15 protein-coding genes are annotated in these 16,174 nt (G+C 50.5%); 1 reads left to right on the top strand and 14 read right to left on the bottom strand.

The annotated features are described in order from the left end of the window. Nucleotides 1-195 precede the first annotated feature (195 nt). The 3 genes from CSD97_RS07975 to trpB all read right to left on the bottom strand — a co-directional run bounded on the left by CSD97_RS07975 (nucleotide 196) and on the right by trpB (nucleotide 3,628). A complete protein-coding gene (locus CSD97_RS07975) occupies nucleotides 196-822 on the bottom strand; it encodes an aminodeoxychorismate/anthranilate synthase component II (RefSeq protein WP_098032243.1) in 627 nt (208 codons plus the stop codon). 146 nt (nucleotides 823-968) lie between these two features. After that, the gene (locus CSD97_RS07970) at nucleotides 969-2,369 is read right to left on the bottom strand and encodes an anthranilate synthase component I family protein (protein WP_098032242.1); all 1,401 of its coding nucleotides are present in this window, start codon (nucleotides 2,367-2,369) and stop codon (nucleotides 969-971) included. An 83-nt stretch (nucleotides 2,370-2,452) separates the two neighbouring features. Further along, on the bottom strand, nucleotides 2,453-3,628 hold the full coding sequence (trpB, locus tag CSD97_RS07965; RefSeq protein ID WP_005837312.1) for a tryptophan synthase subunit beta: 1,176 nt from the start codon (nucleotides 3,626-3,628) through the stop codon (nucleotides 2,453-2,455). Nucleotides 3,629-4,256: 628 nt separating this feature from the next. Between trpB and CSD97_RS07955 the strand changes: the two genes are divergently transcribed. After that, complete coding sequence (locus CSD97_RS07955) at nucleotides 4,257-4,841, top strand: DUF308 domain-containing protein (protein WP_098032241.1); 585 nt, start codon at nucleotides 4,257-4,259, stop codon at nucleotides 4,839-4,841. A 110-nt stretch (nucleotides 4,842-4,951) separates the two neighbouring features. Here the strand turns inward: CSD97_RS07955 and CSD97_RS07950 are convergent, their stop codons facing one another. The 11 genes from CSD97_RS07950 to CSD97_RS07900 form a co-directional block, all read right to left on the bottom strand. After that, complete coding sequence (locus CSD97_RS07950; protein WP_098032240.1) at nucleotides 4,952-6,250, bottom strand: S28 family serine protease; 1,299 nt, start codon at nucleotides 6,248-6,250, stop codon at nucleotides 4,952-4,954. 181 nt (nucleotides 6,251-6,431) lie between these two features. Continuing rightward, on the bottom strand, nucleotides 6,432-8,621 hold the full coding sequence (locus tag CSD97_RS07945; protein ID WP_005837309.1) for a glutamine synthetase III: 2,190 nt from the start codon (nucleotides 8,619-8,621) through the stop codon (nucleotides 6,432-6,434). 45 nt (nucleotides 8,622-8,666) lie between these two features. Next, nucleotides 8,667-9,935 (bottom strand): ammonium transporter, encoded by a 1,269-nt coding sequence (locus tag CSD97_RS07940; RefSeq protein WP_005837308.1) that lies wholly within the window; start codon nucleotides 9,933-9,935, stop codon nucleotides 8,667-8,669. Between the two features lie 58 nt (nucleotides 9,936-9,993). Next, entirely contained in the window at nucleotides 9,994-10,350 is a 357-nt protein-coding gene (locus CSD97_RS07935) for a P-II family nitrogen regulator (RefSeq protein WP_005827548.1), read from the bottom strand. 78 nt (nucleotides 10,351-10,428) lie between these two features. After that, nucleotides 10,429-11,154, bottom strand: coding sequence for a hypothetical protein (locus CSD97_RS07930; RefSeq protein WP_005837306.1), 726 nt, complete (start codon nucleotides 11,152-11,154; stop codon nucleotides 10,429-10,431). Between the two features lie 85 nt (nucleotides 11,155-11,239). After that, on the bottom strand, nucleotides 11,240-12,472 hold the full coding sequence (locus tag CSD97_RS07925) for an LL-diaminopimelate aminotransferase (RefSeq protein WP_022401217.1): 1,233 nt from the start codon (nucleotides 12,470-12,472) through the stop codon (nucleotides 11,240-11,242). A gap of 27 nt (nucleotides 12,473-12,499) precedes the next feature. Further along, nucleotides 12,500-13,348 carry a diaminopimelate epimerase gene (gene dapF / locus CSD97_RS07920; protein WP_098032239.1) on the bottom strand — a complete coding sequence of 283 codons (849 nt, stop codon included), beginning with the start codon at nucleotides 13,346-13,348 and terminating at the stop codon, nucleotides 12,500-12,502. A gap of 340 nt (nucleotides 13,349-13,688) precedes the next feature. Beyond that, entirely contained in the window at nucleotides 13,689-14,453 is a 765-nt protein-coding gene (locus CSD97_RS07915) for a glycerophosphodiester phosphodiesterase family protein (protein WP_005837303.1), read from the bottom strand. 59 nt (nucleotides 14,454-14,512) lie between these two features. Then, on the bottom strand, nucleotides 14,513-15,214 hold the full coding sequence (locus CSD97_RS07910; RefSeq protein ID WP_005827562.1) for a Lin1244/Lin1753 domain-containing protein: 702 nt from the start codon (nucleotides 15,212-15,214) through the stop codon (nucleotides 14,513-14,515). A gap of 25 nt (nucleotides 15,215-15,239) precedes the next feature. Then, a complete protein-coding gene (locus CSD97_RS07905) occupies nucleotides 15,240-15,605 on the bottom strand; it encodes an SH3 beta-barrel fold-containing protein (protein WP_035448671.1) in 366 nt (121 codons plus the stop codon). A gap of 180 nt (nucleotides 15,606-15,785) precedes the next feature. Continuing rightward, a complete protein-coding gene (locus tag CSD97_RS07900) occupies nucleotides 15,786-16,145 on the bottom strand; it encodes a hypothetical protein (RefSeq protein WP_098032238.1) in 360 nt (119 codons plus the stop codon). Nucleotides 16,146-16,174 lie beyond the last annotated feature (29 nt).

Raw genomic sequence — 16,174 nt, 5'->3', positions numbered from 1 at the left:
ATTTACTATTTGACGATTTACTATTTACTATTTGAGTTACTCTGTTCTTGTTTGAAATACCGTTCATTTGCTTCCGGAATGCCACATGTTACCGTCCGGAATGCTACATGTCAGCAGGGACGAAGTGTGGCATTTTGTCTGACAAAGTGTGGCATTTGGCTTGATGAAGTGTGGCATTCCGGACGATGAAACGCCTCATTTGAAAAGCCAGTTTTTTACGATTGTTTTCCCGTCGGGTGTCAGTACGGATTCCGGGTGGAACTGGATACCGTGTATGTCATATTCTCGATGTTTCAGCGCCATGATTTGTCCTTCGGGGCTGATGGCGGTGATGGCAAGTTCGTCGGGAAACTCCTTCGTGTCCACTACCCAGGAGTGGTATCGTCCGACGGGAATCCTATCGGGTAAACCGCAGAAGATATAGTCTTCTTCGAGAGAAATACCTTCATAATCCTTTCCCCCTAATCCTTCATCCCTTATCCCTAATCCTTCATCCTTCCTCCTTATCTCCGTCTGTACCCCATGGAATACCTCTTCCAGATTGACCAACTTTCCACCGAACGCTTGTCCGATGGCTTGTTCGCCCAGACAGACACCGAGTATGGGTTTCCGTCCGGCATAGGTGCGGATGACATCCAGCAACAGTCCGGCTTCCTCGGGGACACCGGGGCCGGGTGAGAGGATGATTTTATCGTATGGCTCCAATTCTTCGAGCCGGAATTTATCGTTGCGCAGCACATCCACTTCTGCGCCAAGCTCTTTCACCAGATGGGCAAGGTTGTAGGTGAAGGAGTCGTAATTGTCTATGATAACTGTTTTCATCTTTTGTATTTACAATCTATTTTATTTACTATTTGACGATTTACGATGTACGATTGAAGTTACTTTATTTACGATGTACGATTTGGCTGCGCAATGTACGCCGCATGGCAAATCGTACATCGTAAATCGTCAAATCGTACATAAACTCACATTTTTTCTGCCATCTCAATCGCCTTTTTCAGTGCGCCGAGCTTGTTGTTCACCTCTTGCAGTTCGTACTCGTCGTTGCTCTTGGCTACGATGCCGCCGCCTGCCTGGAACCAGAGGACACCGTTGCGGCTGACAAAAGTACGAATCGTAATCGCCTGGTTCAGCGAGCCGTTCAGTCCGATGAAACCGATGCAGCCGCCGTAGGCTCCACGGTTGTGCGGTTCCAGCCGGCTGATGAGCTGCATGGCGCGTACTTTCGGGGCGCCGCTCAGGGTACCGGCAGGAAAGGTGTCGATGAAGGCCTTGACGGGGTCGGCCTCTTCGCGGAGCGTTCCGCTGACACGGCTGACGAGGTGGATGACATGGCTGTAATACTGCGTCTCCTTATAGAAGTCCACCTTTACATCGTGGCAGTTGCGGGAGAGGTCGTTGCGGGCAAGGTCCACCAACATCACGTGTTCGGCGTTCTCTTTGGGGTCGTCGTGCAGGTACCGGGCATTGATGGCGTCCTGCTCTGCATCGCCGGTGCGCTTCGTGGTTCCGGCAATGGGGTCGATGTAGGCATGGCGGCCTTCGATGCGGCAATGGGTTTCGGGGGACGAGCCGAAAATGCGGAAGCCCCCGAAGTCGAAATAGAACAAATAGGGAGAAGGGTTGATGCTGCGCAGGGCACGGTAGAGCTTGAAGTCGTCGCCCGTGAAGCGCTGTTCGAAACGGCGGGAGAGGACTATCTGGAAAACGTCGCCGCGCAGACAGTGGGCGATGCCCCGGCGGATATTCGCCTTGTGCTCCTCGTCCGTAAGCGGGGAGGTGGTGGGGCCGACGGCGCGGAAATCGTAGGCGGTGTAGTTGCGGTTATGGATGGCCTTCTGCACCTGGTCCAGTTCGCTGGTCTCGCCGTCTTGCAGCATCTCCAGCAGCAGCATCTCGTTCTTGAAGTCGTTGAAGACGATGAGGTACTTATATAATATGTATAGCATGTCCGGTGCGTCGTTGGTAGCTTCGCGGCTGTCCTTCACGGGGATGTCCTCGAAGTAGCGGACCGCATTGAAGGACGTGTATCCGTAGAGTCCGCAGTAATTGCTGTATTCACCTTCCACGTGGAAGCGGGCGCGGAAATCGTTCAAGGCATTCTCCACCCGGTATGCATCGGTTATGGGATGCTCTTCGCGGCTGTCGTCCGGCAGGCGGAAGATAGCCGTGCCGTGGTCTATGCTGACACTAGCCAGCGGACACAGAGCGATGAACGAACGGTTGTTCTCACTGCCGTGATAGTCGGAACTCTCCATAAGTGCGCTCTGCGGAAAGATGTCACGCACCTTCAGATACGTGCTCACCGGCGTATGCAAGTCACCGAGCATGGTGCGGCTGATTGTTTTATAATCATATTGTTTCATTGTATCTTGTATTTTATTTCATTGTATCTCGTATTTTCAAATAACTCATCACTTATAACTCATCACTTATAACTCATCACTCATCACTCATCACTCAAATACGTCTCTATATCCTTATCCCCCCGTCCCGACACCGTCAGCACCACCACGTCCGTCGGCTTGAACCTCATCTTCTCCAGCGCACCCAGTGCGTGGGCGCTTTCCAATGCGGGGATGATGCCCTCGAGCCGGGTCAGTTCGTAGGCGGCACGGATGGCTTCGTCGTCGTTGACGGCGAGGACGATGGCACGCTTCTGCTTGGCAAGGTTGGCGTGCATGGGGCCGATGCCCGGATAGTCCAGTCCGGCAGAGATGGAATAGGGCTCTTCTATCTGTCCGTCCTCGTTCTGGATGACGTAGGTGCGCGAGCCGTGGATGATGCCCATCTTGCCGAGGGCGATGGTGGCGGCTGTCATTCCCGTTTCAATGCCTTTTCCGCCGGCTTCGGCGAGGACGATTTGCACGTGCGGGTCGTTGACGTAGTGATAGATGGTGCCGGCTGCATTGCTTCCTCCACCTACGCAGGCGATGAGGTAGTCGGGGCATTCGCGTCCCTCGTGTTCAAGGAGCTGCTTCCTTATTTCTTCGCTGATGACGGACTGCAGGCGTGCCACCATGTCGGGGTAGGGATGCGGGCCGACGGTGGAACCTATCACGTAGTAGGTGTCCGACGGATGGCAGCACCAGTCGCGGATGGCTTCGTTGGTGGCGTCCTTCAACGTCATATTGCCACTGGTGACGGGAACGACGGTGGCGCCGAGCATCTTCATCTTCTCCACATTGACGCGCTGGCGCTCTACGTCGGTCTTACCCATGTAGACGATGCATTCCATGTTCATCAAGGCGCAGACGGTGGCTGTGGCCACCCCGTGCTGCCCGGCTCCGGTTTCGGCGATGATGCGGCGCTTGCCCATGCGGCGTGCCAGCAATACCTGCCCGATGCTGTTGTTGATTTTGTGGGCACCGGTGTGGTTCAGGTCTTCACGCTTGAGGTAAATCCGGCAACCGTACTTCTCGGACAAGCGGTGTGCCAAGTAGAGTGGGGAAGGGCGTCCCACGTAGTCGCGCAGCAACTGGTCGTATTCACGCTTGAAGTCCTCACTTTGCAGCACCTTGAGGTAGGTGTTCTGCAACTCTTCTACACATTTGTGGAGGATTTCGGGAACGTATGCCCCGCCGAACTCTCCGTAATAACCTTCTTTGTCAACTAAGAAATTCATCATGTTATTTACTATTTGACGATTTACTATTTACTATTTCAGAAATTAAAACGCATTATTGCTTAAACGAAAAAAGCCCCGTCGCTTGGTGCGACAGGGCTCTTTTTGTTTTTTACTATATATTACATATATACATACGAGCGCTGCTCCCTTACGACTGTCGGAGTTGTAACGGGTGCCACCACCAATATGTATTTACTAACATTGTTTTCATTGACTTTTTTTGTTTTATCGGGGGCAAAGACAGTGCAAACCGAATGTATAATAAAATGAACTTGTTCATTTTTTATGCTGAGGTGCAGCCTGTCTTCGTTTTCGCGACAAATATAAGCACTTTGTTTTAACTGCCAAAATAAATATGACTTTTTTTCTGGATAAGAACATTTTTCTTGAAATATTGTTCTTATAAGTGTAGTAAAAACGAATATTCATTCAAAAAAAGAAAGGAACAAACTATGAATAGAAAACATTTAGTTGCCATAGGCGTGGTTATTGCTGTACTGTTGTTATTATACTGGCTTTTTGTGGCCGAAGATATGAATGCCTGGCTGAATGTAAACTGATTTTTCGGGATTTTCGTGTGGAGTTATTCGGATAAAGATGTATCTTCGCAAAAAAACATAGACTCATGAAAGGATTAAGTTATTCATTTTTGCGTGCTATATGTGCGCTGGTTATCGGTTTGGTGCTGGTGATGTTTCCCGACCAGGCGGGTGATTACTTTGTGATTACGATAGGGGTCATTTTCCTGGTGCCTTCGCTTATCAGCATCATAGGCTACTTTGCACAGAGCACGGAGATGCGCAGCCGTTTCCCTATCGAGGGAGTGGGCAGCCTGCTGTTTGGCTTGTGGCTGATTATCATGCCCGGTTTCTTTGCCGATTTGCTGACATTTGTATTGGGATTTATCCTGGTGATGGGAGGAGTGCAACAGATTGCCTCGCTTTCCGCTGCCCGTCGCTGGATGCCGGTACCGGGAGGTTTTTATGTGGTTCCGGTATTGATTCTGCTTGCCGGCTTGGTTGCGCTGTTCAATCCTACGGGAGTACGCTCCACGGCATTTATCATTATCGGTATCAGCAGTCTGGTCTATGCGGCTTCGGAACTGCTGAACTGGTTCAAGTTTACGCGTCGCCGCCCCAAAGCACCGGGTACAAAGGACTCCTCTTCAAGAGAAATCAATAACATTGAAGATGCTGAAATCGTAGAATAAAAAAACAGACCATGCGTTGGTTGTAAACAGATGGTCTGTTTACCCTGAACGCATGGTCTGTTGGCATTGAATAGATGGTCTGTTTCAATCAAGCGGACCATCTGTTCTTTTTATTCTTGCAGCCACTTGTTTATCAGTGAAATGGCTTCTCGTTTTTGAGCGTCGGGCAGTGTGCCGATGCGTGCCCGATGGCTTCCCCCGGGCTCTACGAATACATGGATGTTTTTCTTTCCTTTCAGCCAGGTCACTCCGGCAGCTGTCCACGGGTCGTTCTGTCCGTAGATGAATATCATTTTCGGGTCATTCTCTTTTAGGAATTTCGTGATTTTCTTGCTTAGGGTCTTGTCGAAGGGCATGTCTTTCAGCTCTTCGGGAAGCATCAGGCGATGCAGGTAACCCTTGCTCGATTGGATGGAAAGATACTTCTTGAAAGGCTTCGTATCGTAGCCATAATAGCCCAGCTCGCGGGCGGCCTGCACGAAGAATGAGGCTGTGGGACTGTCGGCAATGAAGTAGTCGGGATTACTGATGTCGAGCAGATGGGCAAATATCTCATCGTCCGAGGCCGTGGTGGCAGGAATGCTGCTGACGGGAGTTCCCCACTGCCAAAGGGCAAAAGAATACTCCAGCACGCAATAGTCGTATATCTCTTCAACGGGCGCACGGAACTTGAGTCCTTTTTCATCGCAATATTTCTCAAAGCGGGGAAGCAGTGCGGCTTTCCGTTTCAACACTTCCAACTGGAAGTCCTCAATCCGTTTGCGGTCCTCCGGAGTAGACACTTTCCTGAGGAAAGGCTCGTGGCGTCCGTCTTCCACCCCGTAGCAGAGCGGAGCTACATAAGGCACGGAAATATCCACGTCGTCCGGATAGAACGTGCGGTAGAGCAGGGTAGTCTGCCCGCCCTTGCTGATGCCGGTCGCAATCCATTTGCCGGGATAGATGCTTTTAAAGGCGTTGCGGACGGCGTGCAGGTCGTCTGCAGAATTCTCGGCGGTGAGGTATTGCCAGTCTTTAGGCTCAGGGGTGGATTCCAGGAAATAACGGTATTCCACAAAAATCATGTTGGCATCGAGCAGCTCGGAAAGTTCCTCGCGATACTTGGGATTGAGGGCATAGGCGGCTCCATAGCCTTCGGTTACAATCACCGTGGGACGGTCGAAGCCGACGTGGGAGACAATCACACGCTGGCGGAAACTGCCCTTTTCGGGACGACGGTGGTCCAACGGCTGGGTAAAATAGGTTACATACTTCTCGGAGAACCGGGTGGACTCCAACGGACGGGTTTCCGTAATGGTGGAAATCCGACCCAGTTTTTGCTGCAGATCGGTTTGTGCCGGGGCGGCAGCCGAAACGGACAGCAAGGCAAACAGCAGGAACGCTGCATAGCAGTTACGTAAATTCTTCATGATGACAGGATTGTTTTATCTGACGGGCAAAGATAGGTTATTTCCCGCTTACCGCCAACAGTTGGCATGGACGAAAAAAAGAGAGAGAACTGCCTCGCGGCACCTCTCCCCCCTGCAAACTTAAAACAACCAACAAAAGAATGAGATAGGGATTAAGGATTCATCCTTCATCCTTCATTTTTCATCTTATAAACAGTAACTCGCGATATTTGGGCAACGTCCACATCTGATTGTCGACGATGAGTTCCAGCTTGTCGATGTGGTAACGGATTTCCTCCATCATCGGTACGATGTTGTCGTGGTAGGCGATGGCTTTTTCACGTTCACTCTCAATTTTGTTGGCCACTTTGCGCGCCTCGATCATGGCATCCACATGCTCCTTGATGAAGGCGGTACGGTCGGCAATCTCTTCGATGAGTTCCAGATTCTTGGCAGACAGTTTTGCAGCCTTCTCTGCGGGGAACAGGTCTTTCATCTTGTAGACGTTGTCAATCAAATCCGACTGATACTGTGTAGCTACGGGGATAATGTGGTTCATGGCCAAATCTCCGAGCACGCGGGCTTCAATCTGTATTTTCTTGGTGTACATTTCCCATTTCACCTCGTTGCGGGCTTCCAGTTCCTTCTTCGTCATGACACCGATGGACTCGAACATCCGGATGCTCTCCGGTTTCAGGTAGTTGTCGAAAATGACGGGGACACTTGTCTCGCAGTCCAGACCGCGGCGGGCTGCTTCGGCTTTCCATTCATCGCTGTAACCGTTGCCGTCAAAGTGGATGGGTTTGCAGACTTTGATGTACCGGCGGATGACTTCGAGGATGGCGGAGATTTTCGGCTCACCCTTTTCAATCAGTTCGTCCACATCTTTCTTGAATTCCACCAACTGCTCGGCAAGGGCGGAGTTCAGCGCAATCATGGCACTGGCGCAGTTGGCCTCGGAACCCACGGCGCGGAACTCGAAGCGGTTGCCGGTGAAGGCGAACGGGCTGGTGCGGTTGCGGTCGGTATTGTCTATCATCAGTTCCGGAATCTGCGGGATGTCCAGCTTCATGCCTTGCTTGCCGCTGAGGCTGACGAGGTCGTCCTTGGTGCTCTCTTCGATGTGTTCCAGCACCTGGCTCAACTGCTTGCCCAGGAAGGAAGAGATGATGGCCGGAGGCGCTTCGTTGGCACCCAGCCGGTGGGCGTTCGTCGCACTGGAGATGGAGGCTTTCAGCAATCCGTTGTGACGGTATACGGCCATCAGCGTATTCACTACGAAGGTGATGAAACGCAGGTTCTCTTCGGGCAGTTTGCCGGGTGCGTGGAGCAGGATACCGGTGTCCGTACCCAGCGACCAGTTATTATGCTTGCCGCTACCGTTGACACCCTTGAAGGGCTTTTCGTGCAGCAGTACGCGGAAACCGTGGTTACGTGCCACTTTACGCATCAAGGCCATGATGAGCATGTTGTGGTCTACCGCCAGGTTGCATTCCTCGAAGACGGGAGCCAGCTCGAACTGGTTGGGAGCCACTTCGTTGTGACGGGTCTTGACGGGGATGCCGAGTTTCAGCGCTTCGATTTCCAGTTCCTTCATGAAAGCGGCCACACGGCTGGGGATGGCCCCGAAGTAATGGTCTTCCAGCTGCTGGTTCTTGGCGCTGTCATGGCCCATCAGCGTGCGTCCGGTCATCAGCAGGTCGGGGCGTGCGGCGTACAACCCTTCGTCAACCAGAAAATATTCCTGCTCCCAGCCCAGATAGGCAACCACTTTCTTTACTTCCGGATTGAAATAGTGGCATACGTCGACGGCAGCCTTGTCTACGGCACGCAGGGCTTTCAGCAACGGTGCCTTGTAGTCCAGAGACTCACCGGTATAGGCGATGAAAATAGTCGGGATGCAGAGCGTGTCGTCTACGATGAATGCCGGGGAGGAGGGGTCCCATGCCGAGTAGCCACGTGCCTCGAACGTATTGCGGATACCGCCGTTCGGGAAACTGGAAGCGTCCGGTTCCTGCTGCACGAGCAGTTTGCCGGTGAATTCCTCCATCACGCCGCCTTTGCCGTCGTGTTCCACAAAAGCATCGTGCTTTTCGGCAGTACCTTCGGTCAGCGGATGAAACCAGTGCGTATAGTGGGTCGCCCCCATTTCAACCGCCCATTTCTTCATACCTGCGGCAACCTCGTCGGCTATGCTGCGGTCCAGCGGAGCTCCGTTGTCAATCACATCCGTCAGTTTGGCATACACCTTGCTCGGCAGATAGCGGAACATCTTCTCCTTGTTGAATACATACTTGGCAAAATACTCTGACGGACGTTCCGCCGGGACTGCCACTGCAACGGGTTTCTTCTTGAACGCCGTTTCTACTACTCTGAATCTCAATTTTGACATAATACCTTAGAGTTGTAATTGTTGGTTTAATAAAATATAAAATCATTATGCACCGTAGGCAGACTCGCCGTGTTCGTAAATGTCGAGTCCTTCTTCCTCCACACGTTTGGAAACGCGGAGGCCGTGGATTTTGTCGAGTCCTTTGAAGATGATGAATCCCATGCCTGCTGCCCATGCGCCTACTACGAGTGCACCGAATACCTGCGCTCCGAGAAAGCTCCAGCCTGCACCGTAAAACAGTCCCTCACTGGTGGAAAACAGTCCGGTGAGGATGGTTCCCGTGAAACCGCAGACGCCGTGTACGGAACTGGCCCCTACGGGGTCGTCAATTTTCAGTGTCCGGTCGATGAATTCCACCGAATAAATCATCAGGATGCCGCAGATGGTGCCGATGATTACCGCCCCGAAGGGAGAAACCATGTCACAACCGGCCGTGATGCCTACCAATCCGGCCAGAATGCCATTCAGTGTCAGAGACAAGGAGGGTTTGCCATATTTCATCCAGCTTACCGCCAATGCAAAGAAACCGCCTGCGCAGGCTGCCAGATTGGTGGTGAGGAATACATGCGAGATGGCCCTTGCATCGTCCGTAGTGGCTGCTGCCAACTGTGAACCGGGGTTGAAGCCGAACCATCCGAACCAAAGGATGAATACACCCAGTGCCGCAATCGTGAGGTTATGTCCCGGAATGGCTCTTGACTTGCCGTCTTTGCCGTATTTCCCGATGCGCGGGCCGAGGATGGCCGCACCTACCAGGGCAATCCAGCCGCCTACGGAGTGGACGATGGTGGAACCTGCGAAGTCATGGAAAGTTGTTCCGAATGTTTCCATCATGAAGGAACCTGCCTCACCGTTCATCAGCCAGCCGCCGCCCCAAGTCCAGTGACCGGAAACGGGATAAATCAGCACACTGATGAAGATGGTGTAAACCAGGTACATGGAGAATTTGGTACGTTCTGCCATAGCGCCGGACACGATGGTGGCAGCCGTTGCGCAGAATACAGTCTGGAATACCAGGAAACCTTCCGTGGGAAGCCCGCCTCCGTCGTAGAACGAGAGGTCGAAGAAATGGGGCATTCCTATGAATCCGCCTGCACCGAACATCAGTCCGAAACCGATGAACCAGTAGAGCAGGCTGCCAAACATGAAGTCAACGAAGTTCTTCATCAGGATATTGGCCGTATTTTTTACTCTTGTAAAACCGGCTTCGACCAGTGCAAAGCCCGGCTGCATGAAGAATACCAGCATGGCGGCAAGCAGCATCCATACGGTGTTCAGTCCGTTGGTCAGTTCACTTAAAATAAGTTTATCCATAATTTCTTGTTGCTTTTAGTTGTATTGTATTTTCTTGGTTGTGGTTTGTAGCTGCCCGTTATCTTTCTTGTTCGGCATTGTAGAGTGCGATGTCGCCTCTCTCTGCAGTACGTATGCGTATGGCATCCTCAATGGGGATGACGAAGATACGTCCGTCGCCGATTTCACCGGTTTGTGCAGATTTGATGATGGCTTGTACGGTCTTTTCCGCATTCTTGTCGCGCACCACGATGGAGATAAGGATGCGCTCGATGGAACTGGTGTCGTACATGACACCACGGTAGATACGGGCTTGTCTGGATTTCCCGATGCCCCGTACATCATAATAGGAGAACCATTCGATGTCCGCTTCGAGCAGCGCGTCCTTCACGTCCTCGAACTTGGTCTTTCGGATAATAGCTTCAATCTTTTTCATACCTTAAATAATTTACGATTAGACAATTTACGATTTACTATTTGCCTTTCGGTGTGTGTAAATCATAGGTTTTTCATCTTAGAAACTTAGTCCGACTACGAAATAGGCACCTTCAGACCTTGGATTCCAGGTTGCTTTGGCAAACAACGGGAGGGAGAAGGAATCGGTGATTTTGATGTCTTTTGATACTCCCAGGCTGACGTCGCATACGGCAAATCCGTTGGCTCCATAGAAGTCCGTGGCCCAAGGGGTAGCGCCTATCTCGGCCGTCCAGTCCAGACCGCCCAGTGTGAAGGGGGCTGCCACGGAGATGTAGGATGAATAAGCACGGTCACCGTCTTTGTCAACACCGTCGTCGCCTGCAAAGTTGGTGTACCAGTTTACGGCTACGGGGCCGAAATCATAGCCGATTTGCGCCTCGAACAGATGTGAGTTGGCAGCATTGTGTGCACCGTACTGGAAGTATTTGGCTGTCACCCCATCTCCGGTCACATTGTACCAGTAGTCCGTCACCGATACGCTGAAGCCTCCGGTTGAATATCCCAGTATGAGGTCGAACTCTTTCGTGTCCGAACTCTCGATGCCTACGGAGCCCCAAGCTCCCAGAGAGAAACCTTTGTAGGCGATGGATGCGCTCGGCTGGAGGCTTACCCCTCCCAAATCCTGGCCACGCCACACGTAACCGCTTACGAGGTCGACGCCTGCCGACGCTTCCACTTTATCCTGAGCCTTTGCCGTGAAAGGCATTGCCATTGATAACAGCGCCATTGCCATTATTCCCCATTTTACACTTTTTGTTTTCATACCTTTTTACCTTTAAGTTTAGAAAAATTCCGGATGATCAGTCCGACTCGATTATAGCAAGTACCTCGCTAATTCAATTGTTTTTTTATTTCAGCCACTTCCGGATGCGCTTCATGGCTTCCACGCAGTCTTCGTGCTTGCCGAAGGCCGTCAGCCGGATATATCCTTCACCGCTGGGGCCGAAACCTACACCCGGTGTGCCCACTACATTGGCTTCGTACAGCATCTGTTCGAAGAACCGCCAGGAACTTGTTCCGTCGGGTGTTTTCAGCCAGATGTAAGGAGCGTTCACACCGCCGTAGACTTTCAGCTCGGCCGCTTCAAGGCCCTGCTTCATGGTCCGGGCATTGTCCATATAATAATCTATCGTTTCCTTTATCTGCCGCTGTCCCTCCGGTGTGTAGATGGCTTCCGCCGCTCGCTGGGTGATGTAGCTGGTGCCGTTGAACTTGGTAGATTGGCGGCGGTTCCAGAGCTTGTTCAGCGGGATGCGTTCGCCTTCCAGCGTGGCGGCAGTGAGTTCTTTCGGCACAACGGTGTAGCCACAGCGTACTCCCGTGAATCCGGCAGTCTTCGAGAAGCTGCGGAACTCGATGGCGCATTTCTTCGCTCCCTTTATCTCATAGATGGAGTGGGGCACGTCGTCTTCGCGGATGAAGGCTTCGTAGGCGGCATCGAACAGAATCAGCGTGTCGTTGGCGAGCGCATAGTCCACCCATTTCTTCAGCTCGGGCTTGGTCAGGGTGGTGCCCGTGGGGTTGTTGGGGTAGCAGAGGTAGACGATGTCGATGCGCTTGTCCGGAATCTCCGGGATGAAGTCGTTCTCGGCGGTACAAGGCATGTAGGTGACGTTGCTCCACTGGCCGTTTTCCTCCAGTACTCCGGCACGTCCGCACATCACGTTACTGTCTATATAGACCGGATAAATCGGGTCGGTCACTCCCACGCTGTTGTCGTGGCGGAGAATGTCGCCGATGTTTCCCGTGTCGCTCTTTGCTCCGTCGTTCACGAAGATTTCCGTAGGACCGAAGTGGATGCCTCGCGGAAGGTAATCGTGCTTGATGATGGCTTCTATCAGGAAGTCGTATCCCTGCTCGGGACCATATCCACGGAATGTCCGTGCGTCAGCCATCTCCTCCACTGCCTTGTGCATCGCTTCGATGCAGACCGGTGGCAGTGGCCGGGTAACGTCTCCGATACCCAGACGGATGACCTCTTGCTTGGGATGTGTTATCCTGAAAGTATTTACCTTCTTGGCTATGTCTGAAAACAGATAACTGCCCGGTAGCTTTAAAAAATGTTCGTTTACTAATGCCATAATCTTTTCTTGGTTGATAGTTGGTGGTTAGTCAATTAATTCAATTTTGCCGTCGAATACTTTGGTGGCTTCTCCCGTCATCAGTACATGCCTGGTGGCGATGTCCCATCGGATGGTGAGTGAGCCTCCGTCCATGATGATGATGGATTCCCTTCCTGCGCGTCCGGTGAGGAAGGCTGCCACGGCGGTGGCACAAGCTCCGGTTCCGCAGGCTTGGGTGATGCCCGAGCCTCGTTCCCAGACACGCATCCTTATTTTTCCTTCTCCCAATATCTGGGCAAATTCTACATTGATGCGTCCGGGGAAGAGAGGGTGATTCTCCAGTTTGGGACCGATGACTGTAAGGTCGATGGCTTCAATATCATTGACAAAGATTACCAGATGCGGGTTTCCCATGGATACGGTGGTCCCTACATATCGTTCTCCGTCCATTTCGATGGGCTGTTCTTTCATCGGTTTGGCTCCTTTGCCGTCGTAGTCTGCCGGTTCGTCGGCAGGTATGCCCATGTCTACGGTTACAGAGTTGACCTTTCCGTCTGCCAAGTGCAGGTTTAGCATCCTTATACCTGACAGTGTATCGAGTGCGATTTCTGTTTTGGAGGTCAGTCCGTAGTCAAAAAGATATTTTCCGATGCAGCGGCTTGCATTGCCGCACATCCGGGCCTCCGAGCCGTCGGCATTGAATATCCGCATGCTGAAATCGGCCTTGTCCGAAGAACCGATAAGTACCAGACCGTCACTTCCAATTCCCGTATGCGGTGCACTCCATGCCCTCGCAAGTTCTTCCGGATGGCTGATAGGATATTGGGCCGTATCTACATAAATGTAGTCGTTTCCGGCACCGTGCATCTTGGTGAATTTTATAGCTCTTGTCATTTTGTCCTTTATCGGTTGGTTAATATATCCTTTTGTTTTATTTCGATGCAAATATACGACGTTTTGTTTTGTAATTAACTGTAAAGCATATCTATTTTCTATTATTTTTTAGCGAAACTTTCATTCAATGAGAATATCTACTGTCAGGCTTTCAATTTAAAAGCATATGGCTTTGTTTTTATATAAATTGTAATCCATGTGAAAGTTTAGTTTGACTCAAAATAAGAAAAAAGATTTTTTATAAGACTAATTGCTATCTTTTTGAAAACAAGAAACCGCTCCATTGCGGACATAATGAAGCGGTTTGTTTGGTTTTTGTTTCTAAATGTATAAGGAGCGGCTATTTTTTCTTTAAAATTTCTTCCAGCACTACCGGCTCATTGGTTGTGATGAAATCTACTCCTTGGCTGATGAGCCATTCCATGTCTTTGGCTTCGTTTACGGTCCAGGCGTTTACTTTCATGCCGAGGTCGTGGCATTCCTTTATCCATTCGGGATGTTTTTGGAAGACACTGAAGTGATAGTCGGGACCGGCACAACCCCATGCTTTCAACTCTTTGGGGGTAAGGTCACCGGTCAGGTAGTAGACGGGGGTGCCTTTGGGTGCCAGACGGATAAATTCCTTGGTGGCATGTTGGGAGAAGGTGATATATTCCGTACGGTCCTCCAGCCCTTTGTCCTTTATCATTTTTACGATACCCTCTACGGCTCGTGTTTCCTGTTCGGGAGTCTTGTGGGCTTTCAGTTCGAGGATAAGGCGGGTTTTCAGGCTTTTTGCCTTGTCCAGATACTGTTGCAGGGTAGGGAGTTGTTCGCCGTTGTCCAGTTGTACGGCGGTGCATACCTTGGCTGTGGCATCTTGCATAGTCACGCCTTTAAAGGTGGCGTCATGATTGACAACCAGCTGATTGTCTGTGGTGAGCCAAACGTCGAACTCGGAGCCGTAGCAGTGGATAGAATCAGCCTTTACAAGTGCGGCAAGGGAGTTCTGAGCCGAACCGTCTGTAGTCCAGAAACCACGGTGGGCAATGACTTCCTGGGCCTGGATAGTGCCGCATGCAGCAAAGAGCAGGGCGGAAGCAAAAAATAGTTTTTTCAGATTCATAATGATTAGGGTGTTTTGTTTTGAACACAAAGATAAGTATTATATTTCTTTTATTAAATCTAACCCCTGAGTAATTTCAGTATGTACTTTCCGGGCATCACGATGCGGGCTTTCAGTTGGGGTGAGCTGTTCAACTCATATAGGATTTTCCAGATTTTCCCTCCCAGTTTTCCAAAATCTGTCAGTCTTAGGATGGCATTCAAATCGTGGATGTCGGTTACTTTCTGCCTTGCCAGCTCTTCCATCAGGCCTTGGTAATTATGCGTCTGTCTGTTGAGCGTGTACTCCGGTGGAGTCAGAAGAATCTCCTCCTTCCTTCTTCCCGTCTCCCCTTGGGGAGATAGAGAGGGGTTTTCTTTATTCTCTTTATTTAGTTTATTTGCTAAAGCGCTGCTTGTCTTGGCATCCCTGATTCTCTGCTGGTTAACCAGTCCACCGCGACGTCCGGCCTCTTTTTTAGCTTCTTGTTGGGCGTCCCATGGCTCCATGCGGCGGCTTAGTCCGGGGGATGAGAAGCTTGTCTCGTTCACCTCGAACAGCGCATAGTCATAGATGATTCGCTTCAGTGTGGCGGTTGTCACCCTTGCTTTTTGTGCCAGTATGGGAATCACTTTCAGGCTGGCTTTATATTCATTCTGCAATCTGAGGAATTCGAGCACTGTCCAGTAAATGCCATATCCTTTCATACCTTCTTCTTGTATCATAATCATTAATTTTAGGTTGCTGCCGGCATTGGCATCATGTAGTAAATAAGCCTCCATAGCTTTTGATATTGGTGTTTTTTTGTTAGTTTACTATCGGTCTCCATTCCATAAAGTTCTCAATCAGAAAAGTCCGCCAGCCTTGTTGTTCCGCGTCCCAATAGGCTACGTGAGCTTTAATGCTTGTCATGTCATGTTTCTTTTTGAAGTCGCTTTCGTAGGAAACAAGGGTTCCTTTTCCCATGTAGAAGCTGCCGTCCTGCTTTCGGTAGGCTATCAATGCATATCCGTATTGCATGTATTCCAGTAGGGAATTTATGCGCTGTGCCATCCATTGTACAGACTCCATGCTCAATGTCGTGTTTTCCATAATCCGTTTTTCCCATAGCTTTTTTGCTTTTTCTGTTTTGGATACAAATTGCTCCTCAAATTCAGTTTTCTCTTTTCCCATTTTTTATGTTTTTAGGGTTAGTAAATGTATGATAATCAGCAATGAAAAAGGGCTACTCCTTTCAGTACGGATGGCTACGCCCTTGCCTTGTTGAGGCTACACCATCCGACAAGAAAGGTGTAGCCCTTCTGTCCGGTTGCTGACGGAGGCAAAATTACTGCCTTTCCAGGTACTGAACTATCAGTGATTTATCCTTACATCATATCCGTATGGGTCAATCAGTGTGGTATCTTCCCGTTTTATGATGGCCCATACCTTCTCCAATTCGGTGATTATCGTACTGTAAGTCAAAGGCTTTTGCTCTCCTCTGGTTCTCTTTGTGAAGTTTTCGGATGCTACGAGCAGTTTGGCTATATCCGTTATTTTTCTAATTTTTGTGCCTTCAAAATAGCCTGATTTAAAGGCTCTTAAGTAACCTACATAAACATGGGTCTGGTCTCCGTAGTAAACCCGTTCTGACAATAGCTTTTCATCCACTATGGAACTGTGTTCTTTTACTTTTGTTGCTCTTAGTTTCTGTGTATCAGATTGATACGACATGCTTCTCTGTTCGTTACTGTTGAGATGCT

The sequence above is a fragment of the Bacteroides sp. AR29 genome (genome assembly GCF_900217715.1).
GTDB lineage: Bacteria > Bacteroidota > Bacteroidia > Bacteroidales > Bacteroidaceae > Bacteroides > Bacteroides uniformis.
The sequence above is the reverse complement of the archived record's forward strand: the minus strand, read 5'-3'. Positions and strand labels throughout refer to the sequence as shown.